Raw genomic sequence first — 21,937 nt, forward strand, 5'->3', positions numbered from 1 at the left:
GTGATAAATTATATATTAAAAATTCTGTATACTATATTAATGTAAAACTACATCTTTTTATTGTATTCGCAGACAAATAAATTAGTGCTTAAAGTGTCTGATACCTGTAGTCACCATTGCAATTCCTTTCGCATTTGCCATGTTTACTGAATCTGCATCCTTAATAGAACCACCTGGTTGTAAAACAGCTGTAATCCCTGCTTCAGCAGCGATTTCAACACAGTCCGGGAAAGGGAAGAAAGCATCGGAAGCCATTACAGCACCAATCAGGCTGAAGCCGAATTCGTTTGCTTTAACAATTGCCTGCTTCAAAGCATCTACTCTTGAAGTCTGGCCAACTCCGCTTGCGATCAATGTATTATCCTTTACAAAAATAATTGTGTTGGACTTGGTATGTTTCACCAATTTATTAGCAAAGAATAAATCCTTTAATTCTGCCTCAGTTGGTGTTTTTTCAGTTACTGTTACCATTTGATCCGGACCTTCGATAATCAAATCTTTATCCTGCTCAATTACACCGTTCAGCAAAGTTTTGAATTGTTTTTTACCTAATTCAACTGCATTGCGCTGTAGAATTACCCTGTTCTTTTTAGTCTTGAATAATTCAACAGCTTCAGGCTGGTAAGATGGGGCAATCAATACTTCAAAAAACAATTTGTTTATCTCAGTAGCTGTTACCAGATCAATTTCGCCATTTGCGATTAATACACCACCAAAAGCAGAAACAGGATCACAAGCCAGAGCATCATCCCATGCCTGTGCAATCGTTGATCTTGAAGCCAGACCACAAGCGTTCGTATGTTTTAAGATCGCAAAAGTAGGCTCTTCGAATTCGTCGATCAGGCTTACCGCAGCATCTACATCTACCAGGTTATTATAAGAAAGCTCTTTACCATTCAGTTTGGTGAACATGGTGTCAAGATCTCCATAAAAAACACCCTGCTGATGCGGGTTTTCTCCGTAACGTAATGTTTTAGCCGTGTTTACACTTTGTTTAAATACGGAAAGAGGTTCTTCAGTATTAAAGTAATTAAAGATTGCTGTATCGTAATGAGAAGAAGTGTGGAATGCTTTTTTAGCATAAGCTTTACGCTGAGCGATAGTGGTCTCGCCGTTTTGTTCTTCCAGTTGCTGTTGTAAAGTGCTGTAATCATCCTTAGATGCAAGGATCACTACGTCATTAAAGTTTTTCGCCGCCGCCCTGATCAGAGAGATACCGCCGATATCAATTTTTTCAATGATTTCTTCTTCAGAGCCACCGGCTTTAAGTGTTTCTTCAAAAGGGTAAAGATCTACAATAACCAGGTCGATTTCAGGAATTTCGTATTCTGCGATCTGTGCTTTATCTTCATTCAGGTTTCTGCGGTTTAAGATACCACCAAAAACTTTCGGGTGTAAAGTTTTAACCCTTCCGCCTAAAATAGATGGATAACCTGTAAGGTCTTCAACTGCAGTAACAGGTAAATTCAGGTCTTTAATGAATTGTTCTGTACCGCCGGTAGAGAACAATTGCACTCCTTGCTCAGAAAGCAGGCGTACCAGTGGTTCTAAACCATCTTTGTAATAAACTGAAATTAAAGCGTTTTTGATCTTTATTTGCTGACTCATCGGGTGTTATTTTTGAGCCGCAAAATTATGATTTTTACACGAATAAATTTAGATAGTCAGGAATAAAAGTTCTTATTTTTTTATCTTTTTCAAAATGCTTTCCACTATTCTTGGATAATGCTGATGTTCAAGTTGTTGGCCTTTGAATTTTATCATTTCCAGGTTATCGCTTTTATCGATGCGGTATTTTGCCTGGTAAATGTATTCCCCCTCATCATAATTCTCGTTTACGTAATGAATTGTGATTCCCCCTTCAGTTTCACCAGCTGCCAAAACAGCTTTATGTACATTGTCGCCATACATACCTTTGCCACCAAATTTCGGCAGGATAGCCGGATGTATATTGATGATGCGGCCCGGATAATTTTCTACCAGGTTTTTAGGTATCAGCCATAAAAAGCCCGCAAGTACAATCAGATCCACATCAAGGTTCCTTAACAGTTCAATAATATGGTCCGTTTCATAAAATTCTTTCCTGTCGAATATATGCGAGGGGATTTCAAAATTATCTGCACGCTGCAACACATAAGCATCCGGATTGTTGGTCAGTACCAGTGCTATTTCTACTTCGGTACTGCGTTTAAACAGTTCCATTATTTTCTGGGCATTGGAACCCGAACCTGAGGCAAATATGGCTATGCGTTTCTTCATTTCGTCAGTTTTTCAAGCGAATGAGTCAAAAATAGCATTTTAGTGTTTCAATGAAAGTCTTTTTAAGTAAATATTACTCAGTAAGGGGATATCGTCATGGGAGATAAAGAAACGGGTTTGCGTTCATCAATCCAAAATAACATCTTTAAAGTTGATCGAAAATATACTTTGCCCGGTCAGCTATAACCGCTTTTTGCCATTGCCTGATTACATTTCTGCCTGCTTCTCTTGCCTTTTCCCCATCATCGTCATATTCTTTCAGGTATTTGGCAAGTGTATCGTTGAAACAATCCAGGTAGTGCTCTTCCAGCGCTATGTCTGTTTCAGTTTCGTCTTCCTTCGCATCCAGCAATTGAAGAAAGAATAGTGTCGCCCACCGGTTTTTGCCATTCACGTCTGTATAATACGTTGGAGAAGAGACACTCTTTGCAAAACAGTCCATTACTTTTTGCGGCCTGATATTGTAAATCGTGCAGAGGTTCATCAGATCCTCCGGCACGTTAAGTTTGATGGTGGTTTCCATGGTCGTTAATTTAATTTTGATTGATGATTTGCAGATACCTTTTATGGTATAGCTCTTTGAATAGTGCTATCCTTTTTTGTTCACTGCGGACGGTATACAGCTGAACCCTTAGTTGTTCTGTCCGCAATAAAAAAACAATTTCATCCTCATTCAGATCCGGAGTTTCATCATCTGCCAGTCCAAAACCTCTTACAATTTTCATAAAGAAGTGCATGGTGAAGTTTTCATTTTTAATGGAGAGTCCTGTTTTAGCTTCCATCTCGGCAAGGGAAATCCTGCTCATAAAATTCTGCAGTAATTCTGTCGGATAACAGTTATGCAGTTCACACAGTACGGTGAAATCCTTAGTGAAACTGCAGTGTTGTGTTTTCATCCAGATAAAAGGTGTCAGAGGTAGTGTACACGCGTTCCATCGTAGCGTACAATTCGTTGATGTAAGACAGTGATTTTTTCCGTTTTGCTTTTGTATAGCCTGTTTGCCGGTTGGCCAGGTCGTAAATACTTTTAAAATTAGGGGCGGTGCTTTCCAGACAGGTGTGGTAGGCGTGGCTGCCGTTTGCGGTCCGGCGCAAAGACACTACATAAAGGCTGATAGTTTTGGAGGCTTCAGAAAACCCCTCGCTATAGCCATCGGTAATGGAATCATACGCCGTGGAATGGTTAATAAAGATTTGGAGCACTTCCCTTGGATCCAGTTTGTAAATGGTACAGGCGATCAGGAATTCTAAAGGCATGTGAACTACATGGTGATTGGTTGATGTTTTCATATTGGTCTTATTTAATTTTTACAATTTAAATAAGCCTCTATGAGGGAGGTGCCGCCCGGAAATGGTATAGGGCTGGTAACTCCCTCAGTCTATTGTAACGCGGCTCTGATAAAGCCACCCAATCTTTCGAAAGGGCCTCAACAAAGACATAAGGAGCACCAGCCCTATAACAAATATAGGGTTTAGGATGCTCTACTTACGCTCGCTGAGTAAATTTATCAGATTTCGTTGCGAGGCTTTAAAGCAATTCTTAATTATAAATCAGGATTGCGTATTTTTTATTTTACATTTAATTTTTCCATATGCTAATGTAGTTGTCTTTATTGTAAATAAAAAATGTATTCAAATTAAATTTAGATTTTTATTAGAACACAAAAAACCCGCTGCATTCAGCTATTCCGGTAGATCTTGGGAGCAGCTGCATATCTGCCAAAAAAATAGCTCAGGTTTCAGATTCAATTTTATACCAGTTTACCAGATGCCATATTTTTCAAATGCTGTTTACCTGTTTAAGAATTACTATTTGCTTGAATATTGACAAAATAATGGTTTTATGATAGCTTGAGGCTAGTTTTACCTTAATTGAACCTAGTTTAGATTTACATGGTTTGGGCTTAAAAACAGGGTTTATATGGGGTTCAGAGCCCTTTTCTAGCCTTTTGGGTATAGCAACCCTATAGAAACCCGCTGGAATAGGGCAGGAAGCAGTAGAAAAATGTACCTTTAAAGCAGGTCAGACTAGCTTGTAAATAGCCACTTGTTATATTAATTATCAAATGCAAATTTGGTCTTCCTTTAATAATTGAACAATAATGAATATGAAGAGCAGATTTTCCTGCTGAGAAAAAGGGGAAATACCGTGCAAGTCTTGTTAGTATACTCATCTACCTCATTGAATCCGGGCTGCACTCTTAATTGGGCTGGTGTATTAATTTTACGTTGATAGGGAATTGTTCAGTTCTGTGATGCTGTCATACTGGATCATATCTCACTCTGGAATAAATTGGATTTCGATCGATAATAGTACACTTTTTAGTCGGGATGCATGCACGTTGGAAGCAGAGTGGAAGCACGGTAAAAGCACGTTTTTGCGGAAAAACCTGCTTTTACCATGCTTCCATACTTTTTCGCCGGTGCTTCCTATATATACTATACCCGACCTGCACATGAGCAGGTTACTCTCTAAACCAGGCGCAGATGTGAACACGTATCAATCCTGCTGTATCTGGTAATCTCTCTGTTCTTTATCTATACAGCCTCCTTATAAAGGTGTGTGAATCAATATTTAAGAATATTAAAATTATTTATAATAACGTTTTGCATATTAAAAACATTAATTCTATATTTGCAGTCCGAAAACAGAAAAAATTGAAGGCCCTGTGGAAGATTACATTGGCTTTTACCTTATAATATTATTATACTAAAAAATGGCAAATCATAAATCGTCTTTAAAAAGAATTAGAGCAAACGCTACTAAACGTTTACGTAACAGATACCAAGCAAAAACTACACGTACTTTTATCAAAAGATTACGTGCATCAGTTGATAAAACAGCTGGTCAGGAGTTATTGCCTAAAGTAATCTCTATGTTAGATCGTTTGGCTAAAAAGAATGTGATTCACAAAAATAAAGCTGCAAACAACAAATCTAAATTAACTAAATTTGTTAATGGCTTAAAATAGAATTAAGTTTACAATATTGAAACGGGATAGGCTTTGGCTTATCCCGTTTTTTTTGTTTATGGTAAATTATGATGAAAAAACAGGAACGACTAAAACGCTGCCTTTAGGCGACCGTCCGAGAGAAAAACTACTGCTACAAGGCAAGACTAGTCTGACCGATGCCGAATTGATTGCTATATTAATCGGGTCGGGTAGTAAGAATGAAACATCAGTAGGCCTGAGCCAACGGATTCTTGCTGCTTACAATGATGGTCTATACGAATTAGGTGGGGCAACGCCCCAGGAACTACAAAAATTTCATGGGGTAGGTGAGGCCAAAGCTGTTACCATTGTTGCAGCCCTTGAACTGGGTAGGCGCAGAAAAAATTATCCTACCAAAAAGAAAGACCGGATAGCGTGCTCCAATGATGCATTTGAAATCCTTCATCCCTTATTGTCAGACCTTGATCATGAACAGTTTTGGGTGCTGATGCTGAATAACTCTAACCAGGTAATGAGAAAACAGATGATCAGTAAAGGAGGGCGTGCAGGAACAGTGGCTGATCCCAAAATAATTTTCAATCTCGCAGTGCAGCATCATGCAACGAGTATTATAATCGCTCATAATCATCCCTCTGGTAGTCTTAAGCCCAGTGCTGAGGATTTACTGATCACCAAAAAATTAATCGATGCCGGGAGCATGCTCGATCTCCGGGTGCTTGATCATCTCATTATCACCACCGATTCTTATACCAGTTTTGCAGATGAGAAACTTATTTGAAGTTCTTTATGGGCTAATAAATTCAGCGCAAGGCATAATTTTATATCTTTGCGTTTTAGATGAAACAATAACATGAAGATATCATACAACTGGCTTAAACAATTCATACAGACAACACATACACCACAGGAACTTTCACTGATCTTGACAGACATTGGTCTGGAAGTAGAAAGCCTGGAAAAAGTACAGCCTGTTGTAGGTGGTTTGGAGGGATTGGTAATCGGGGAAGTATTGAGTTGCGTACAGCATTCCAATGCTGATCGTTTGCGGGTTACTACTGTAAATGTTGGTGGTGCTGAGGCAGTACAGATTGTATGCGGGGCACCAAATGTGGCAGCGGGACAAAAAGTCGTGGTAGCTACGGTGGGCACTACAGTTTATCCTAATGAAGGTGAGCCTTTCAAAATCAAGAAATCTAATATCAGAGGTGAAGCTTCTGAGGGAATGATCTGTGCGGAAGATGAGATCGGTTTAGGCGGGTCGCATGCAGGTATCATGGTACTGGATGAAAATGCTGTAGTGGGTTTACCTGCAAAAGCATATTTCAAAATGGAAGATGATTACCTTTTTGAAATTGGCTTAACCCCAAACAGGGCAGATGCAGCATCCCACCTGGGGGTGGCAAGAGATCTGGCTGCATTTCTGAGAATACCTTTGCAGATGCCTGATGTATCTGCTTTCAGTACAGCAAATGAAAGTCTTAAAATTGAAGTTGAAGTTTTGGATACAGTTGCTTGTCCACGATACAGCAGTGTATCGATCAGTGGGGTAACGGTTAAAACTTCACCGGACTGGCTGCAGGATAAATTAAAAGTAATCGGCATTCGTCCGATTAATAATATAGTAGACATTACCAATTACGTACTGCATGATCTTGGTCAGCCCTTACATGCATTTGATGCAGATGAGATCAGGGGTAAGAAGATCATCGTTAAAAAAGTTGCTGAGGGAACGCCTTTCGTCACCCTTGATGGTGTAGAGCGCAAGCTTTCTGCAGAAGATCTGATGATCTGTGATGCAGAGCAGCCGATTACCATAGCAGGTGTATACGGCGGCAAGAATTCTGGTGTAAGTGAAAAAACAACCAATATCTTTTTAGAGAGTGCTTATTTCAATGCTGTTTCAGTACGTAAAACAGCGAAAAGACATACACTTAAAACTGATGCTTCTTTCCGTTATGAACGTGGCACTGATCCGGAGATTACAGTATATGCATTACAGCGTGCAGCCCTACTGATCCAGGAACTGGGCGGCGGAGAAATTTCTTCTGTAGTTTCTGATATTTATCCGGAGCCGGTTGCTCCTTTTGAGGTAGAAGTAAGTTATAAAAACATAAATAAACTAATCGGTGCAAATATTCCTGATGAGGAGATTAAAGCGATCATTACTTCTTTAGGGATAAACGTAGCCGCAGAAACTGAAGAGGGGCTTTCTCTGCGCGTGCCTACTTTCAAGGTAGACGTAACCCGGGAATGTGATGTTACCGAAGAGGTATTGAGAATTTACGGTTATAATAATATTGAGATCCCGACTAAAGTAAATGCTTCACTGGCATTTACAGCAAAACCTGATAAGGAGCAAACGCAGCATGTAATTGCTGATATGCTTACTGCAAATGGTTTTCTGGAAATCATGTGTAACTCTTTAACTAAAAGTGCTTATTCTAAAAATCCTGAAGAAGCGGTTCATTTGTTGAATCCCCTGAGTCTGGATCTGAATGTAATGCGCCAGAGTTTATTAATGCCGGTACTGGAAAGCGTTGCTTATAACCAGAACAGGAAAAATGGTAATGTTAAGTTTTATGAGTTTGGTAAAACTTATCATTTGATCAATGAAAAATATATTGAGCGTCCGCGTTTGATTATTGTGCTTGCTGGTGCTGATGCAACGGAACAATGGAACCAGAAAGCTTCGCCTGTAAGTTTCTACAATTTAAAAGCTGCAGTAGATGCGATTATTGGCAGACTGGGTATTGCTAATTACCAGACAGAAGAAGTAAGTGATGAGAACTTTGCATTTGGATTGAAGTATTTTAGGGGCCCGCAGCCTATTGTTACTTTTGGTGCGGTAACAGCAGTTGATAAGAAACTGGGTGATGTAGATAAGGATGTTTATTATGCTGATTTCGACTGGGCCTTATTATTAGATATCGTCAGGAAGAATAAGATAGTGAATAAAGATATTCCTAAGTATCCTGCGGTAAGGAGAGACCTTTCAATGTTAGTTGATACGGACGTAACTTTTGATACGCTTAAAACGATTGCATTCAAGACAGAGAAGAAATTACTGAAGAATGTGCAGGTTTTTGATGTATATGTAGGTGATAAACTACCGGAGAATAAAAAATCCTACGCCTTAAACTTCACGCTGCAGGATGAGGAACAGACCTTAACGGACAAGCAAATTGATGCGGTTATGCAAAAGATTATAACTAATTTAGCGCAAACAGCGAAAGCAGAGATCAGAAAGTAATTTTATTTATTACTTTTAGGGATATTTACAGACACCATCAATTTTAATAATATGTCTTCGGTTGCCGAACAGTTAAATTCAGTATTACAGAAAACAGCTCGCTTAATAGAGCTTTGTAATGCTTTGCAGGAAGAAAACGAATTATTGAAGCAGGAGAATGCATCTGTTAAGCTGGCCCTGAATGCTGCGAAAAGTAAGAATTCGGATCTTGATGAGAAGATGCGTGTACTTAAACTGGCGAAGAGTATTGAAGGAACAAGCGAGAAGACACTTGATATAAAGCAAAAAATTAACGATTTTGTGCGTGAAATTGATAAGTGTGTTGTGTTACTTAAGAAATAAGGGATACAAAGAAATGAAACAAAGCTAAGAAATGGGAGAAATCTCGATTAAGATAACTATCTCTGACCGCATTTACCCTTTAAAGGTGAGTATGGAAGAGGAGGAAATTGTAAGGCGTGCAGCCAAAATTATCAATGAACGTATAAAAGACTATCAGGAAAATTATGCGGTTAGAGATAAACAGGATTTGCTTTCTATGGCTGTATTGCATTATGCAACAGCAGTGCTCAGAGTAGAAAATAAAGTGCAGGACCAGGATACTGCAGTTGCTGAAAAAGTTGAAGAATTAGATAGTTTACTGAACGATTTTTTTACGAGATAAAATCGTTACCATAAAAAAGCGAAAGAGATTTAACCGTTGTTAAGTTTTAGTTTCATTGTTTATTAAATTTTGGATAGGTTAGTATTTTCAGGTATAAACAACTGAATGATGACCGGCTTATTCAGAGCTTAACGCAATAAGCTTAAAATTTAGTTGCGGTTTTTTTTGTGGTATTGTTAAATAAGGATAATTAAACTTGCATGAGTCTGCCATCAGACAGGTAAAGAGCTCATGCAGATTTTTATATATATAAATTGAAATGGAAATAATAGGAACAATTGGATATGTACTTGCCGGCTTAGTTGTGGGCATATTAGTGGGCAGGTACCTGCTGCGCGACTTGCTGAAAAAGCAGGAGGTTGCTGCACAGAGTAAGGTCAAAAAAATGTTAAAAGATGCTGAAGCACAGGCAGAGATCATGAAAAAGGATCGTATGCTGGAAGCAAAGGAAAAATTCCTGCAGCTGAAAACTGAACATGAGCAGGATGTAAATGCGAAAAATAACGTTGTCAATCAGCGCGAAAATGCAATTAAGCAAAAAGAGCAGTCGGTAAATCAGCGTCTGGAAAACATGAACCGTAAGGAACAGGAACTGGATAATCACAAAAAGAACCTGGAAAAACAAACTGATATCGCTGTTAAAAAACAGGAAGAAGTAGAGCTGCTGAAAAATCAGCATGTGAAACAATTGGAAACTATCGCCGGGTTAAGTGCAGAAGAAGCAAAAAATCAGCTGGTGGAAAATATGAAACAGGAAGCGAGAACACAGGCAATGATCCAGGTAAAGGATATTGTTGATGAGGCAAAGCTTACTGCAACTAAAGAGGCAAAAAAAGTTGTTATTCAAACGATACAGCGTACAGCTGTTGAAGCAGCAATTGAAAATACTGTTTCTATTTTCCATATTGAAAGTGATGAAATTAAGGGCCGTGTAATTGGTCGTGAAGGAAGAAATATCCGTGCATTGGAAGCGGCTACAGGTATTGAGATTATTGTTGATGATACACCTGAGGCTATTATCTTATCTGGTTTTGACCCGGTAAGAAGAGAGATTGCACGTTTAGCTCTACACCGTTTGGTAACTGACGGTCGTATCCACCCTGCACGTATTGAGGAAGTGGTAGCTAAAACTAAAAAACAGATTGAAGACGAGATTGTGGAGATCGGTGAGCGTACAGTGATTGACTTGGGTATTCATGGTTTGCACCCTGAGCTGATCAGGATGGTAGGACGTATGCGTTACCGTTCATCATATGGACAGAACTTATTGCATCACTCACGTGAGGTAGCGAACTTCTGTGCTACAATGGCAGCTGAGTTAGGCTTAAATGCAAAGATGGCCAAACGTGCCGGTCTGTTACATGATATAGGTAAGGTCCCTGATGACAATCCGGAATTGCCACACGCAATTTTAGGTATGCAGCTGGCAGAAAAATATAAGGAGCACCCTGAGATTTGTAATGCCATCGGAGCCCACCATGATGAAATTGAAATGACTTCAATGATCTCACCAATTATTCAGGCCTGTGATGCGATCTCTGGCGCACGTCCGGGAGCAAGACGTGAGGTAGTAGAAAGTTATATCAAACGTTTAAAAGAACTGGAAGAGCTGGCCCTTTCGTATCCGGGTGTTGAAAAAACGTTTGCGATACAGGCAGGTAGAGAATTGAGAGTTGTGGTAGAAAGTGAAAGGGTAACTGATCAGCAGGCTGAATTACTTGCTGCAGATATCTCCAACAGAATCCAGACCGAGATGACTTATCCTGGTCAGATTAAAGTTACAGTAATCAGGGAAACCAGATCTGTCGCTTTCGCTAAATAAGACCAAAACAAAATATTGTATATAAAGCGGTAGATTATTCTATCGCTTTTTTTTATTTTTATACCATGAAGAATCAAGGGAAGAAAATTGTGAAGGCAGCACCTAAAAGAGAGGTTGATGTGCTGTTTGACAAATACGCAGAGAGTCATCAGCATCCTTCAAATGAACTGATCCACTGGATTTGTGTGCCGCTCATTGTTTTTAGTTTGCTGGGTCTGATCTGGGCAATCCCCTTTCCTTACCTTGGTTTTTTAGGAAAGTATAATGGCTTCGTCAACTGGGCATCTTTTGTGATTGCTTTTTCAGGTTATTATTACTACCGGCTTTCTCCTGTTCTCTCTTATATGATGATCCTGCTGGTCTTCGTGATGGCACTGTTTATTGTGTTACTCGAAAAATGGGCATTTGCTGGCGGACCTGCAGTGTGGCTAGTCTGTGCAGTCATTTTTGTCCTGACCTGGATAGGTCAGTTCATCGGTCACAAAATTGAGGGAAAGAAGCCTTCATTTTTAGAAGATGTTAAGTTTCTGTTAATCGGCCCAATTTGGTTATTGCATTTTTTATGCCTTAAAACGGGGCTAAAATATTGATCCAATGGTCATTTAACATTAAGGTAACAGTTGCGTTAAGTAATGGTAACCTGATGCTAACATAGCGCTAATATTGTGATAATACCTTTGCCTAAACTCTAATAAAGGCAAAATTGAAATCACAACTACAACTCAAAAAAGCAATAATTACGCTGCTATTCGTAATTATAGGCACTGCAGTGTTTGCACAGGGTACCGGTAAGATCTCTGGTACGGTGACTGATCAGAAGACAGGGGAAACACTAATAGGTGTTACTGTAAAAATAGCGAATACGACTAAAGGTTCATCAACTGATGTTGAAGGAAGATACATTCTTTCTGGCCTTACTCCTGGAAAATACATTATACAGGCATCTTATATTGGTTATTCAACTAAAAATATTACTGAGGTAGAAGTTAAGGCCACTGGTTCTACTGCTGTTAATATTATCATGAGCGAATCTAATTCACAGGATTTAAATGAGGTAGTCATTACTTCAAGAGCCAGTCAGGAATCTGTGAATACATTGTATGCCAATCAAAAAGCAAGTTTAAGTATCTCAAGCGGTATCTCGGCTGAATTGATCAGGAAGAGTCCGGATAGAAATACTTCTGATGTATTGAAAAGGGTGAGTGGTGCAAGTATTCAGGACAATAAATTTATCATTGTACGTGGTTTATCAGACAGATATAACTCAGCCATGTTAAACAATGCAGTGCTTCCAAATACTGAGGTTGATAAAAAAGCATTCTCATTTGATATCTTACCTTCCAATCTGATTGATGCTATCGTTGTGAATAAAACAGCATCGGCTGATATTCCTGGTGATTTTTCTGGTGGTGTTGTACAGGTAACAACAAAAGACTTCCCGGATAATAAGTTTTTAAATTTTTCTTTAGGTACTTCTTATAATACACAATCTGCTTTTAAAGATTTCCAGAAGGCCTCTGGAAGTAAAAATGGTGCATTTGCTGCTTATAATAAAGACAGGGATATACCGTCTTCTTTTCCATCAAGAGCAGATTATTTGACCAAACCTATCAGTGAAAGAGTAGCATTATCTAGAACTTTCGCTAATAATTGGGGATATGAAGGTGTTAAATCAAAATTAGGGCCTGTATTCCAGGCTAACTATGGCGCAACTAAGAGGTTCAAAGATGATAGTCAGTTTGGAACTGTTTTATCTCTTTCCTATAGGTATGATGAACGTTTAAGAAAAAGTGATCAAATATCTTATAATGGCGAGGCAATGGGCGATCAGTTTCATGATGAGGTCTACAACTTTAATACTAATATAGGTGCACTTGCTAATTTTGCCTATTCATGGGGAAACAATAAGATAGCATTAAAAAATATATACAATAGAGTATTGGAAAATCAATTTACTACTCGTGAAGGTATAGATGATTCTCAATCCAAGTTTTTTAGAACTGCAGATTATTTACTACAAAGATCCTTAATCTCTAATCAATTGAGTGGTAATCATCTTTTGTCAGAAAAAAATAAGATAAAGCTAGATTGGAATCTAAATTTTGCTAATACAGACAGAAAAGAACCTGGTTTTAAAAGGATGGAATATCAGGAAGGAAGTGATGGTAGATATAGCAGAGCAAGTATTCCTTCATCAGGACAAGCCAGTCCCAATCTAGGTGGTAATTTCTCATCTAAATTAAATGAAAACTTATACGGTGGATCATTTGATATTACTATACCTGTGCAGTGGTTTGGTGACAAAAATAAGATCAAATTGGGTTATTTTGGTCAATACAGAAAGCGTGACTTTGCAGCAAGGGTTATTGGTTTTGTAAGAGACGGAAATTTTGATAATTCGCTACTTAATATTCCACAAGGTCAGATTTTTACTTCAGCTAACATCAGAGAAAATGGGTATGTGCTGAATGAAATTACAAATGGTACGGATGCTTATGATGCCAATTCGCTTTTGAATGCAGGTTATATAATGTTTGACGGGTATGTTACTGAGAAATTGAGATTGGGAATAGGTGCAAGATTAGAATCTTATAATCAGAAGTTAAACAGTATGGATAATTCATCTAATGTTTTAAATATAGACACCACTTACACAAACCTATTGCCATCAGCCAACTTGATTTATAATCTGACTGATAAGGCTAGTATACGCCTGTCTGGATCGCAGACTGTTGGCCGTGCTGAATTTAGAGAGATTGCGCCATTTAGTTTTTATGATTTTAATAGAAATGCTACAGTCATTGGTAATCCTAATTTAAAGCAATCGAAAACTACAAATTTAGATTTGGGTTATGCGGTTTATCCATCTTCGGGCCAAGTTTTCTCAGTATCTGCATTTTATAAAGATTTTGAATTACCTATAGAGCAGACTTTACAAATAGGTACTTCAGGCAGAACATTTGGTTATACCAATTCTAAGTCTGCTACTTTATATGGTATTGAGATGGAATTTAGAAGACCACTAGATTTTATTGGGGGAGAATTCAAAAATATTACTTTTAGTACTAATGCTTCATATATGAAGTCTGAAGTAAATGTGGCGAAGACTATTAACAAAACTGGAAAACGTCCTTTACAAGGTCAGTCACCTTACTTACTGAATGCAGGTTTGAGTTATGCTTCTAAACAAGAGAATTCGACTGGAGTAAGTCTTTTATTCAACAGAATTGGAAAACGTATCTGGGCAGTAGGTAATGTTCAGGATCCTGACATTTATGAAAGATCCAGAAACGTACTTGATTTACAATTATCTCAGAAATTCGCTAAGTCAAGAGCGGAAGTAAAATTAAACTATAGTGATATTCTTAATAACAAAGCTATTTATTATCAAAAAGTAAAAGGCTCTGATCCTGATGCTAGTTTTGATGAAAAGACTGATAATGTAAATATTTCAGATCGTTTTGGTTCTACATTTACTCTGACTTTTTCTTACAAAATAAAATAGCATTCATATTATCTTAACACAAAAGCATTGTTTTGTTAATCTGCTTTTAATACTGTAATAATATACCAATTATATTTTTGTATAAACAAATAATAAAGATGAAAAACAAATTTAACCTAAGTCTGATAGCTGTATTAATGGCTGGTACTGCAGCATTTACGAGCTGTTCAAAAGATGATGCTGATGAAGTAGAAGTTGTGGTTCCTGTAGAATCTAATGAAGTTCTAGCAGATTCATTTTTTGATAAAGTAACTTACAGAGGGGCTATGGGAACTTCTGACTGGACTGCTAACTGGACAAACTTTAGTCCTAAAACGGCTGTTTATGGAGCTACTACTGAGACATTATCTGGAACTATATCTGCAAACAGAACTTTAGATGCTTCTAAAGTATATTTATTACAAGGATTTGTATATGTTGCAAGCGGAGTAACTTTAACTATTCCAGCTGGAACTGTAATCAGAGGCGACCAAGTTTCTAAAGCTACGTTAGTAGTAGTGCGTGGTGCTAAATTGATTGCTGAAGGTACAGCAACTAACCCTATCGTATTTACTTCGAATAAAGCCGCTGGAAGCAGAGCTCCTGGTGATTGGGGTGGTATTATCTTATTGGGTAAAGCTTTAAATAATAATCCAGGTGGAACTGGTATCATCGAAGGTGGTATTGATGAAGCGATGGCTGTTCATGGTGGAACTGATGCTGCAGACAACTCTGGTGTTTTAAAATATGTGCGTGTTGAGTTTCCAGGTATCGCATACGTAAAAGACAATGAAATTAATGGTGTTACATTTGGTTCTGTGGGTAGTGGTACTACAATTGACTATGTGCAGGTATCCTTTTCGGGTGATGATTCATTTGAGTGGTTCGGTGGATCCGTTAATGCTAAACACTTAGTATCTATCTCTAATGTCGATGATATTTTTGATTTTGATAATGGTTATTCTGGAAAAATTCAGTATGCAATTGGTCAGCGTGATCCAAGTTTAGCAGATCAGGCTGGACAATCTAATGGTATTGAATCTGATAATTCAAGCAGCCAGTATTCTTCAACTCCAAGAACGCGTCCAGCAATTTCAAATATGACGATTATTGGTCCTGGATTATCTGCTGATATTAAGCATGAAAATGCCAATCTTTGGAGAAAAGGTACTAAAATGATACTTGCTAATTCTATTTTCATCAATACAAGATATGGTATAGATATTCGCGATAAAGAAACAGGTGATGCTTTAACAGATGGTACTTCATTGATCAAGAATAATATTTATCAATCTGAAGTAGTTGGTAAAGATGTGATTGCTAGTGCAACTGGTACTACAGCACCATCATTTGCGACTGCAGATTTACTTAGAACTTATCTTACTGGCAAAGGAAATACATTTATTGATGTAACAGCTGCTGCTGCTCTTTTAACTTCTCCTTTCACTCTAACTGCAACTCCTAACTTTACTTTGAAAGCAGGATCTGTTGCTGCAACAGGTGCAACATTTTAATTGGATACCTAAATAAAGTACTAATTTACGGGAAAGGCCGTATCACAATTAATTGTGATACGGCCTTTGTGTTTTGACATGTTATTATTCAAAATATTTCTACCAGATCAGATATATTTTCTCCGTAAAGGCTTCGATCTCCCCTCTAGTGGTATAGTATATATGGGTAATTACTAATCTGTCATTTGGGAGTAGTTGAAGCTACTGTCCCAAAAGTCTTAAGTAATCTAATTTATAATACACACGGCGAGGTAGAATTAATTATATCATGATTCTAGTATACTTGGCTTCATAGAAGAGATGCTATTCCGACAGCTTCGGCCAATATGGCTCGCGTTAATTTTAATTCCTATTGGCTTTGACTTAGAATGAAATCTAAGACATTTAGTTGCTCGCACCTGAGTTATATAATTTTCCTATGTGAATTGTGTCACTTTTTTAGAAATATATTACTTTATTAATTATTGTATTGTTTATACTGAGTTAATGTTTGTGGGATAAATTTATTGAAAAAAGTATGGAAATTAAAATTAATTTAAAGTCTTTCATTAAAGTACCTGCGAAGCTGCTTTTTGTTGCGCTCATAGCTATCGCCTGCAAAAAAGATGAGAAATTACCTGTCAATGTCAAAAAAGAGACCTCCTCATTACAAAAAAGCACTAACGAGAAATTGATTAAGTTTTTGTCGATCAGTTTAGATGTAAGTAAAGATGAGATCGTTTTTGATGAAGAGAAGAATGAATTCGTAATTAGAGGTCAAAAGTTCAACAAAGTAGAAGTGGAGTCAAATTACGAAGGTGCTAATGTTTACAAAACAACTTACGGAGAATAGACATGAAGAATAACTTATTTCAAAAAGGATGTTTTCTAATTACAATTCTCCTAAGCTCCTTCATAGCTAATGCTGATGTAAAAATAAATAAGATTAGTATAAGGGAAAATAATGCGGATGTGGGGTATTTGACGGTGACTAATAAGAGAGTTACTACAAAATTTTCTTATCATGTTTATTTAGCAAGAACCTTGATGGTTAATGGTTCTTACGAAGATGCAACTTCCACGGTATCTCTTGTATATACTAATTGTGGTATTTGTGGAGCTTATACCAAGGTTTCTGAGCCGAGAAATGTCACCAATGCTGATTTTAAAGATAAATGGTCTGGTTCGGCAACAGGCTTTACTGATCTAATTATAAATGCTGAATTACCGGTGGGCATTAATTATGGAAATTTAATGGTTGAATTTAAGTATTATGATTCAAATCAAAAAAAGACGCTGACACTTTATATGTCCAGTAATTATATTCCTATTAATTATAATCCAACTCCCCTTCATTTGGATGGTGCCTTTACCTATCCAGAGTACCGTTCTGATAATAACCCAGCATATCTACTTAATCATAGTGTGGAATCTTATCCAATGGGTATTGAATTACCTGGATTGAAAACCATGACTGTAACTTGGAATGCGAATCGAATTAATTCGTCAGATGTTTATATAACTTTTATGGGCAATGGGGGCGGCGCTTCAACTAAGAAACGGATTCCAAATACAGGGAGCTATAATTTTGATTTTTCCGGACTCAATCTTCAAACTTCTTACAACGGTTCTTATAGCTATTTTTTGATTGATGAGATTAGTGATGACAAAGTTTTTGCAACATCTGGAGTCTTTAGGTTTATTGCTGATCATATAGGTTTGTTTGATAGCTATTACCCTAGTGCTTTTCATAACTCTAATTGGATATTCAGACCTGACAGTTCTGGTTCTGACGATGGAAATATGTTTGTATATTGGTGTTCTAATAAGATAATGGCATCTAATGTATCAATAGATTTATACAATTCTGATGGTACGTTTTATAAGAAACTAACTAATTCAACGCCAAATGTTGGGAAATTTTTAAAACAGTACGATGCGACTATTCCTCTTGGTAATAGTGTTTTCTACCAATATAAAATCACATCGATAGAAGACCCTTCGCAATTTGGATATTCAGAAGTATTTAATCATTGGTTGGATTAGTAAGTTGACTAAAGCGATTCTTTAGATTTTACACTTTATAGCTTCAGATGAGCTTTTGTCTGTCTCTTTAGCGTTCTTAACATAACCATAACATTAAGTGAACACTATTTTAAGCCATCTAAAAAATCAAATTAAGGGGACATCATTCTTTGATGCCCCTTTTTTAGTATCACAAGGCCATATTTTAATCACTTTTTAATCTCATTTTAATCCAATTTTAATTTAGTGTTAAGTCAAATACGTATTAATGTATCCTTAATATTAAGTACACGTTGCCACCCTAGTTTTACAAAAAAATAGAAGCAACACAATGAAAAGATTTCTAACAGATTATTTGTCTTACGTCATTCTATCCCTTTTCCTGTTTATCGGTTCAGGTGTGAATGCGCAGGTAACTACTTCAAGTATCAACGGAAAGGTTAAGGATGCCAAAGGCATCACTGTTCCGGGAGCAAGTGTATTGGTAATTCACGTACCTACTGGTACAAGATATGGTGCAGTAACTGGTTCAGACGGTTACTTTAGATTGAACAACTTGAACCCGGGTGGTCCTTATAAAGTGACAGTTACCTATGTGGGTTATAATAAACAAGAAAAAGAATTAGGTAATATTGGTCTTGGTGTAGATCAGCGACTGGACTTTATTCTGGCCGATGAAGGTCAGACGCTAACAGAAGTAACTGTAAAAGGTAAAAGAGGTGCTTTGAAGACTGGTGCAGGTACGCAGATTGGCGAGCAGCAGATCAAAAACATGCCTTCAACAAGTCGTAGTTTAACTGATGTTACTCGTGTAACTCCTCAGGTGAGTAAAGATAACTCCTTCATGGGAACCAATTTCAGGTACAATAACGTAACTATTGACGGTGCTATCAATAATGATGCAATCGGCTTTAGCCCTTCTCTAGGTGGTCAGAGTGGTAGTTCAGGTATGCCAGGTAGCAGTACAAGAACCAATCCGGTTTCTATTGATGCAATTCAGGATGTACAGGTCTTATTAGCTCCCTACGATGTGAAGATTGGTAACTTTACTGGTGGTAGTGTGAATGCGGTAACACGTTCGGGTACAAATGAAGTTACAGGATCTGTTTACGGATTCGGTCGTAATGCTTCATTGATCGGAAGAAATAAAACAGGTGATAACTCTAAAGAACCTTCATCGTTCCATGAATATCAGACTGGTTTCCGTGTAGGTTTACCGATTATCAAAAATAAATTGTTCTTCTTCACAAATGAGGAAATTACGCGTCGCCAGGATCCGGTAATCTTGGGTGCAGGTTCTGCAGATATGAAAGTGCTTACACTTGGTGAAGCTCAATCCATCGCTAACTTAATGCAAACGAAGTATGGTGTTGATGCAGGTTCTTATGAAAACTACAACGTAAATGCAAAATCCAATAAGTTCTTCAACCGTTTAGACTGGAATATCAATGATAAAAATCAGCTGACAATACGTAACAATACCATTAGATCTGAAGCAACAAATTTAGAACGTGATCAATCGAACTTCAGGTTTGGAGGTATTGATTATTTGCAGACCAATAACCAGAGTTCTACTGTGGCAGAATTGAAAAGCAGGATCTCTCCTAACTTATCAAATAGTTTGGTTGTAGGGTATTCAAATATCCACGATTACAGAACGCCAACTTCCAATGCTGCTTTACCTCAGATTGAGATTAAAGGGTCTGCTGGTGGAACAATCTTCCTGGGTACAGACCGTGAAGCGAGTATCTTCGATATGAAACAGAAGACATTTGAATTTACTGATAATGTAACCTGGACTAAAGGAAGACATACTTTCACTTTTGGTACACACAATGAGTTATATAATATCACTTACGGTTTCGTAAACAGCTGGAACGGGCGTATTTCATATGATAATGTAGACGCATTTCTTGCTGGTAACCCAAGTCGTGTAAGAACGAATTACAACTACACCAATAACAGCAGAGATTATATTATCAACAATCCGCCAGCGCAGTTCCGTGTAAACATGTATAGTGTTTATGGAGAAGATCAGTGGCAGGTAAATGACCGTTTGAAACTAACTTACGGGATCAGATTTGATATGGCTGATATGCCAAACAAACAACCTTTGAGTGTGAAAACTACCGGTTCTCCGGTAGATCCTAATTATGGAAACACGTATACCTATACTAAACCTAATGAGATCAAAAATGATTTTCTTGGACAAATTCAGGTTTCTCCAAGGGTAGGATTTAACTATGATGTATTAGGTGATCAGAGTCTGATCATGCGTGGGGGAAGTGGCCTGTTTACAGGAAGGGTTCCTTTTGCATGGTTAGGTTATGCTTATTACAATAATGGCGTTACTTATGGTGCTTATGATAACAGATCAAGTAATACTCCATTTGTCGCCGGTACTGATCCAATCAGAGATGCCTTAACAGGAAATGGCGAAGCAGGTTTTGTGGCTAATCAGGGTAAAGATGTAAATAATGCTTCAGGTGCAACACAAGTCGATTTGATTGACAACAACTTCAAAATGCCTAAAACATGGAGAAGCAGTTTAGCATTTGATTATAAAACAGATAATCAGTGGAGATTCACAGTAGAAGGGATTTATACAAAAGTAATCCACGATCTTAAATTCCAGATGATCAACCTTGCAGATAATGCGATTTACTTACCTTACGATGTAAATCATCAGCAACCGATATACAAAGCAGTACCGGCACCAACTGTAACTAACCCTGCTGCCACAAGTCAGGCAATTAACCCGCTATATACCAATGCATATTTACTTTCCAATACAAGCAAAGGTTACCGTTACAGCTTAACAGCACAGATCGGTAAAACGATAGGTGGTTTAGATGTAATGGCTGCTTACACTTACGGACAGTCTAAAGATGTAACCAACGGTATCCGGAACTCAATGGAATCTAACTGGCAGCTGAACCAGGCTTTAAGTCCTAACAGCCCGGGAGTAGCCAATTCAAACTTTGATATCCGTAACCGTTTGGTATCCACTATTAATTACAGACATAGCTGGGACCAGGCTGGTAAATACGTAGCTAACTTCTCGCTGTTCTTTAGTGCACAATCAGGAACACCTTATTCATACGGTTTTGTAAATGCTACTATCAATGGTACAGGACAGACAGTAAGTTTAGCTTACATTCCTCAAACGGGAGAAACTTCAAAATTCTTTGCAGCAACACCTGCAGGCGTAGCACAGGCAGCTGCATTTGATGCCTTCATTGATGGAGACAAGTATCTGAGAACAAGAAGAGGTGATTTTACTGAACGTAATGCAGCCAGAACACCATGGAACTATCAGGCTGATTTTCGTTTCACACAAGACATCAGGATCGTAGAAAGCGGTACGCATAAACACACGCTTTCATTGACTTATGATATTGTTAACTTAACGAACCTGCTGAATAAAAAATGGGGTGTTCAGTACTTCTCTCCAAACACATTCAATTCAATGGCTAGTGTAGGATTGTCGACTACTACAGGTGGTGCAGGAAATGCAACTACTTATCCAACTTATACATTCGATCAGAAAAATACAAGTAACTACTCTAAAGACTTTTTTGCTTCACGTTTTCAAATGCAGTTTGGTGTAAGGTATAGTTTCTAATCACCAATCAATACTATTTAAAAGGATGTACCCTAAGGGTGCATCCTTTTTTTTGTATGTAACCATTTTAACACCTGCCTTTAAGCTATCTCTTGTTAACAATATGGCATAATTTCATGCCATATGCTGCTTTTTTCATCATCTATTCTTAACGCTTGGTTAATCTTACGTCTTTACATTTGTATTGTAAATATTTGGTTAGTATTTATAGTTTAGGTTTAGTTGATAGCAGTAGCCCGGATGGATGTCCTGGCTTTTGTTTTTTACTCAAAATCGTCATTTTTCTGTTACCAAGTCTCTGCGTAAGCATTCAGAAATGCAATTCTTTACAGAATATTACTTCATCTTTTAGTTTAGTCTC

At 37.7% G+C, this 21,937-nt stretch carries 17 protein-coding genes; 12 read left to right on the top strand and 5 right to left on the bottom strand.

Annotated elements, in window-relative coordinates:
- Positions 1-81: 81 nt before the first annotated feature.
- The 5 genes from purH to OQX62_RS03605 form a co-directional block, all read right to left on the bottom strand.
- The gene (purH, locus tag OQX62_RS03585) at positions 82-1,608 is read right to left on the bottom strand and encodes a bifunctional phosphoribosylaminoimidazolecarboxamide formyltransferase/IMP cyclohydrolase (protein ID WP_265830027.1); all 1,527 of its coding nucleotides are present in this window, start codon (positions 1,606-1,608) and stop codon (positions 82-84) included.
- 72 nt (positions 1,609-1,680) lie between these two features.
- Entirely contained in the window at positions 1,681-2,259 is a 579-nt protein-coding gene (gene purN, locus OQX62_RS03590; protein WP_265830028.1) for a phosphoribosylglycinamide formyltransferase, read from the bottom strand.
- A 145-nt stretch (positions 2,260-2,404) separates the two neighbouring features.
- Complete coding sequence (locus OQX62_RS03595) at positions 2,405-2,782, bottom strand: hypothetical protein (RefSeq protein ID WP_265830029.1); 378 nt, start codon at positions 2,780-2,782, stop codon at positions 2,405-2,407.
- A gap of 10 nt (positions 2,783-2,792) precedes the next feature.
- Positions 2,793-3,155, bottom strand: a complete 363-nt coding sequence (locus OQX62_RS03600) for a hypothetical protein (protein ID WP_265830030.1) — start codon at positions 3,153-3,155, stop codon at positions 2,793-2,795.
- Positions 3,127-3,549, bottom strand: coding sequence for a hypothetical protein (locus tag OQX62_RS03605; RefSeq protein ID WP_265830031.1), 423 nt, complete (start codon positions 3,547-3,549; stop codon positions 3,127-3,129). The genes OQX62_RS03600 and OQX62_RS03605 overlap by 29 nt, the downstream gene beginning before the upstream one ends.
- 1,427 nt (positions 3,550-4,976) lie before the next feature.
- On the opposite strand from OQX62_RS03605, the gene rpsT reads away from it, so the two are divergent.
- The 12 genes from rpsT (at position 4,977) to OQX62_RS03665 (ending at position 21,576) form a co-directional block, all read left to right on the top strand.
- Positions 4,977-5,231, top strand: coding sequence for a 30S ribosomal protein S20 (gene rpsT / locus OQX62_RS03610; protein ID WP_265830032.1), 255 nt, complete (start codon positions 4,977-4,979; stop codon positions 5,229-5,231).
- A gap of 58 nt (positions 5,232-5,289) precedes the next feature.
- Complete coding sequence (radC, locus tag OQX62_RS03615) at positions 5,290-5,991, top strand: RadC family protein (protein WP_265830033.1); 702 nt, start codon at positions 5,290-5,292, stop codon at positions 5,989-5,991.
- A 72-nt stretch (positions 5,992-6,063) separates the two neighbouring features.
- Entirely contained in the window at positions 6,064-8,463 is a 2,400-nt protein-coding gene (gene pheT / locus OQX62_RS03620; RefSeq protein ID WP_265830034.1) for a phenylalanine--tRNA ligase subunit beta, read from the top strand.
- Between the two features lie 51 nt (positions 8,464-8,514).
- Positions 8,515-8,805: a hypothetical protein gene (locus OQX62_RS03625; protein ID WP_265830035.1), complete on the top strand. Its 291-nt coding sequence runs from the start codon at positions 8,515-8,517 to the stop codon at positions 8,803-8,805.
- A 31-nt stretch (positions 8,806-8,836) separates the two neighbouring features.
- Positions 8,837-9,127 (top strand): cell division protein ZapA, encoded by a 291-nt coding sequence (locus tag OQX62_RS03630; RefSeq protein ID WP_265830036.1) that lies wholly within the window; start codon positions 8,837-8,839, stop codon positions 9,125-9,127.
- Between the two features lie 259 nt (positions 9,128-9,386).
- Positions 9,387-10,949 (top strand): ribonuclease Y, encoded by a 1,563-nt coding sequence (gene rny / locus OQX62_RS03635; protein ID WP_265830037.1) that lies wholly within the window; start codon positions 9,387-9,389, stop codon positions 10,947-10,949.
- A 65-nt stretch (positions 10,950-11,014) separates the two neighbouring features.
- Entirely contained in the window at positions 11,015-11,539 is a 525-nt protein-coding gene (locus tag OQX62_RS03640; protein ID WP_265830038.1) for a DUF962 domain-containing protein, read from the top strand.
- A gap of 113 nt (positions 11,540-11,652) precedes the next feature.
- Positions 11,653-14,454: a TonB-dependent receptor gene (locus tag OQX62_RS03645; RefSeq protein ID WP_265830039.1), complete on the top strand. Its 2,802-nt coding sequence runs from the start codon at positions 11,653-11,655 to the stop codon at positions 14,452-14,454.
- A gap of 98 nt (positions 14,455-14,552) precedes the next feature.
- Positions 14,553-15,947 (top strand): hypothetical protein, encoded by a 1,395-nt coding sequence (locus OQX62_RS03650; RefSeq protein WP_265830040.1) that lies wholly within the window; start codon positions 14,553-14,555, stop codon positions 15,945-15,947.
- Positions 15,948-16,464: 517 nt separating this feature from the next.
- The gene (locus OQX62_RS03655; protein ID WP_265830041.1) at positions 16,465-16,779 is read left to right on the top strand and encodes a hypothetical protein; all 315 of its coding nucleotides are present in this window, start codon (positions 16,465-16,467) and stop codon (positions 16,777-16,779) included.
- Between the two features lie 2 nt (positions 16,780-16,781).
- Positions 16,782-17,972 (top strand): hypothetical protein, encoded by a 1,191-nt coding sequence (locus OQX62_RS03660; RefSeq protein WP_265830042.1) that lies wholly within the window; start codon positions 16,782-16,784, stop codon positions 17,970-17,972.
- A gap of 310 nt (positions 17,973-18,282) precedes the next feature.
- Positions 18,283-21,576 carry a TonB-dependent receptor gene (locus tag OQX62_RS03665; RefSeq protein WP_265830043.1) on the top strand — a complete coding sequence of 1,098 codons (3,294 nt, stop codon included), beginning with the start codon at positions 18,283-18,285 and terminating at the stop codon, positions 21,574-21,576.
- The last annotated feature ends 361 nt before the right edge of the window (positions 21,577-21,937 follow it).

The sequence above is a fragment of the Pedobacter sp. MR2016-24 genome (assembly GCF_026239655.1).
Taxonomy (GTDB): Bacteria; Bacteroidota; Bacteroidia; order Sphingobacteriales; family Sphingobacteriaceae; genus Pedobacter.

Bases quoted from the DNA above. Each gene is read 5' to 3' on its own strand.
- purH (WP_265830027.1), bottom strand. From the start codon at position 1,608: ATGAGTCAGCAAATAAAGATCAAAAACGCTTTAATTTCAGTTTATTAC.
- purN (WP_265830028.1), bottom strand. From the start codon at position 2,259: ATGAAGAAACGCATAGCCATATTTGCCTCAGGTTCGGGTTCCAATGCC.
- OQX62_RS03595 (WP_265830029.1), bottom strand. From the start codon at position 2,782: ATGGAAACCACCATCAAACTTAACGTGCCGGAGGATCTGATGAACCTC.
- OQX62_RS03600 (WP_265830030.1), bottom strand. From the start codon at position 3,155: ATGAAAACACAACACTGCAGTTTCACTAAGGATTTCACCGTACTGTGT.
- OQX62_RS03605 (WP_265830031.1), bottom strand. From the start codon at position 3,549: ATGAAAACATCAACCAATCACCATGTAGTTCACATGCCTTTAGAATTC.
- rpsT (WP_265830032.1), top strand. From the start codon at position 4,977: ATGGCAAATCATAAATCGTCTTTAAAAAGAATTAGAGCAAACGCTACT.
- radC (WP_265830033.1), top strand. From the start codon at position 5,290: ATGGTAAATTATGATGAAAAAACAGGAACGACTAAAACGCTGCCTTTA.
- pheT (WP_265830034.1), top strand. From the start codon at position 6,064: ATGAAGATATCATACAACTGGCTTAAACAATTCATACAGACAACACAT.
- OQX62_RS03625 (WP_265830035.1), top strand. From the start codon at position 8,515: ATGTCTTCGGTTGCCGAACAGTTAAATTCAGTATTACAGAAAACAGCT.
- OQX62_RS03630 (WP_265830036.1), top strand. From the start codon at position 8,837: ATGGGAGAAATCTCGATTAAGATAACTATCTCTGACCGCATTTACCCT.
- rny (WP_265830037.1), top strand. From the start codon at position 9,387: ATGGAAATAATAGGAACAATTGGATATGTACTTGCCGGCTTAGTTGTG.
- OQX62_RS03640 (WP_265830038.1), top strand. From the start codon at position 11,015: ATGAAGAATCAAGGGAAGAAAATTGTGAAGGCAGCACCTAAAAGAGAG.
- OQX62_RS03650 (WP_265830040.1), top strand. From the start codon at position 14,553: ATGAAAAACAAATTTAACCTAAGTCTGATAGCTGTATTAATGGCTGGT.
- OQX62_RS03655 (WP_265830041.1), top strand. From the start codon at position 16,465: ATGGAAATTAAAATTAATTTAAAGTCTTTCATTAAAGTACCTGCGAAG.
- OQX62_RS03660 (WP_265830042.1), top strand. From the start codon at position 16,782: ATGAAGAATAACTTATTTCAAAAAGGATGTTTTCTAATTACAATTCTC.
- OQX62_RS03665 (WP_265830043.1), top strand. From the start codon at position 18,283: ATGAAAAGATTTCTAACAGATTATTTGTCTTACGTCATTCTATCCCTT.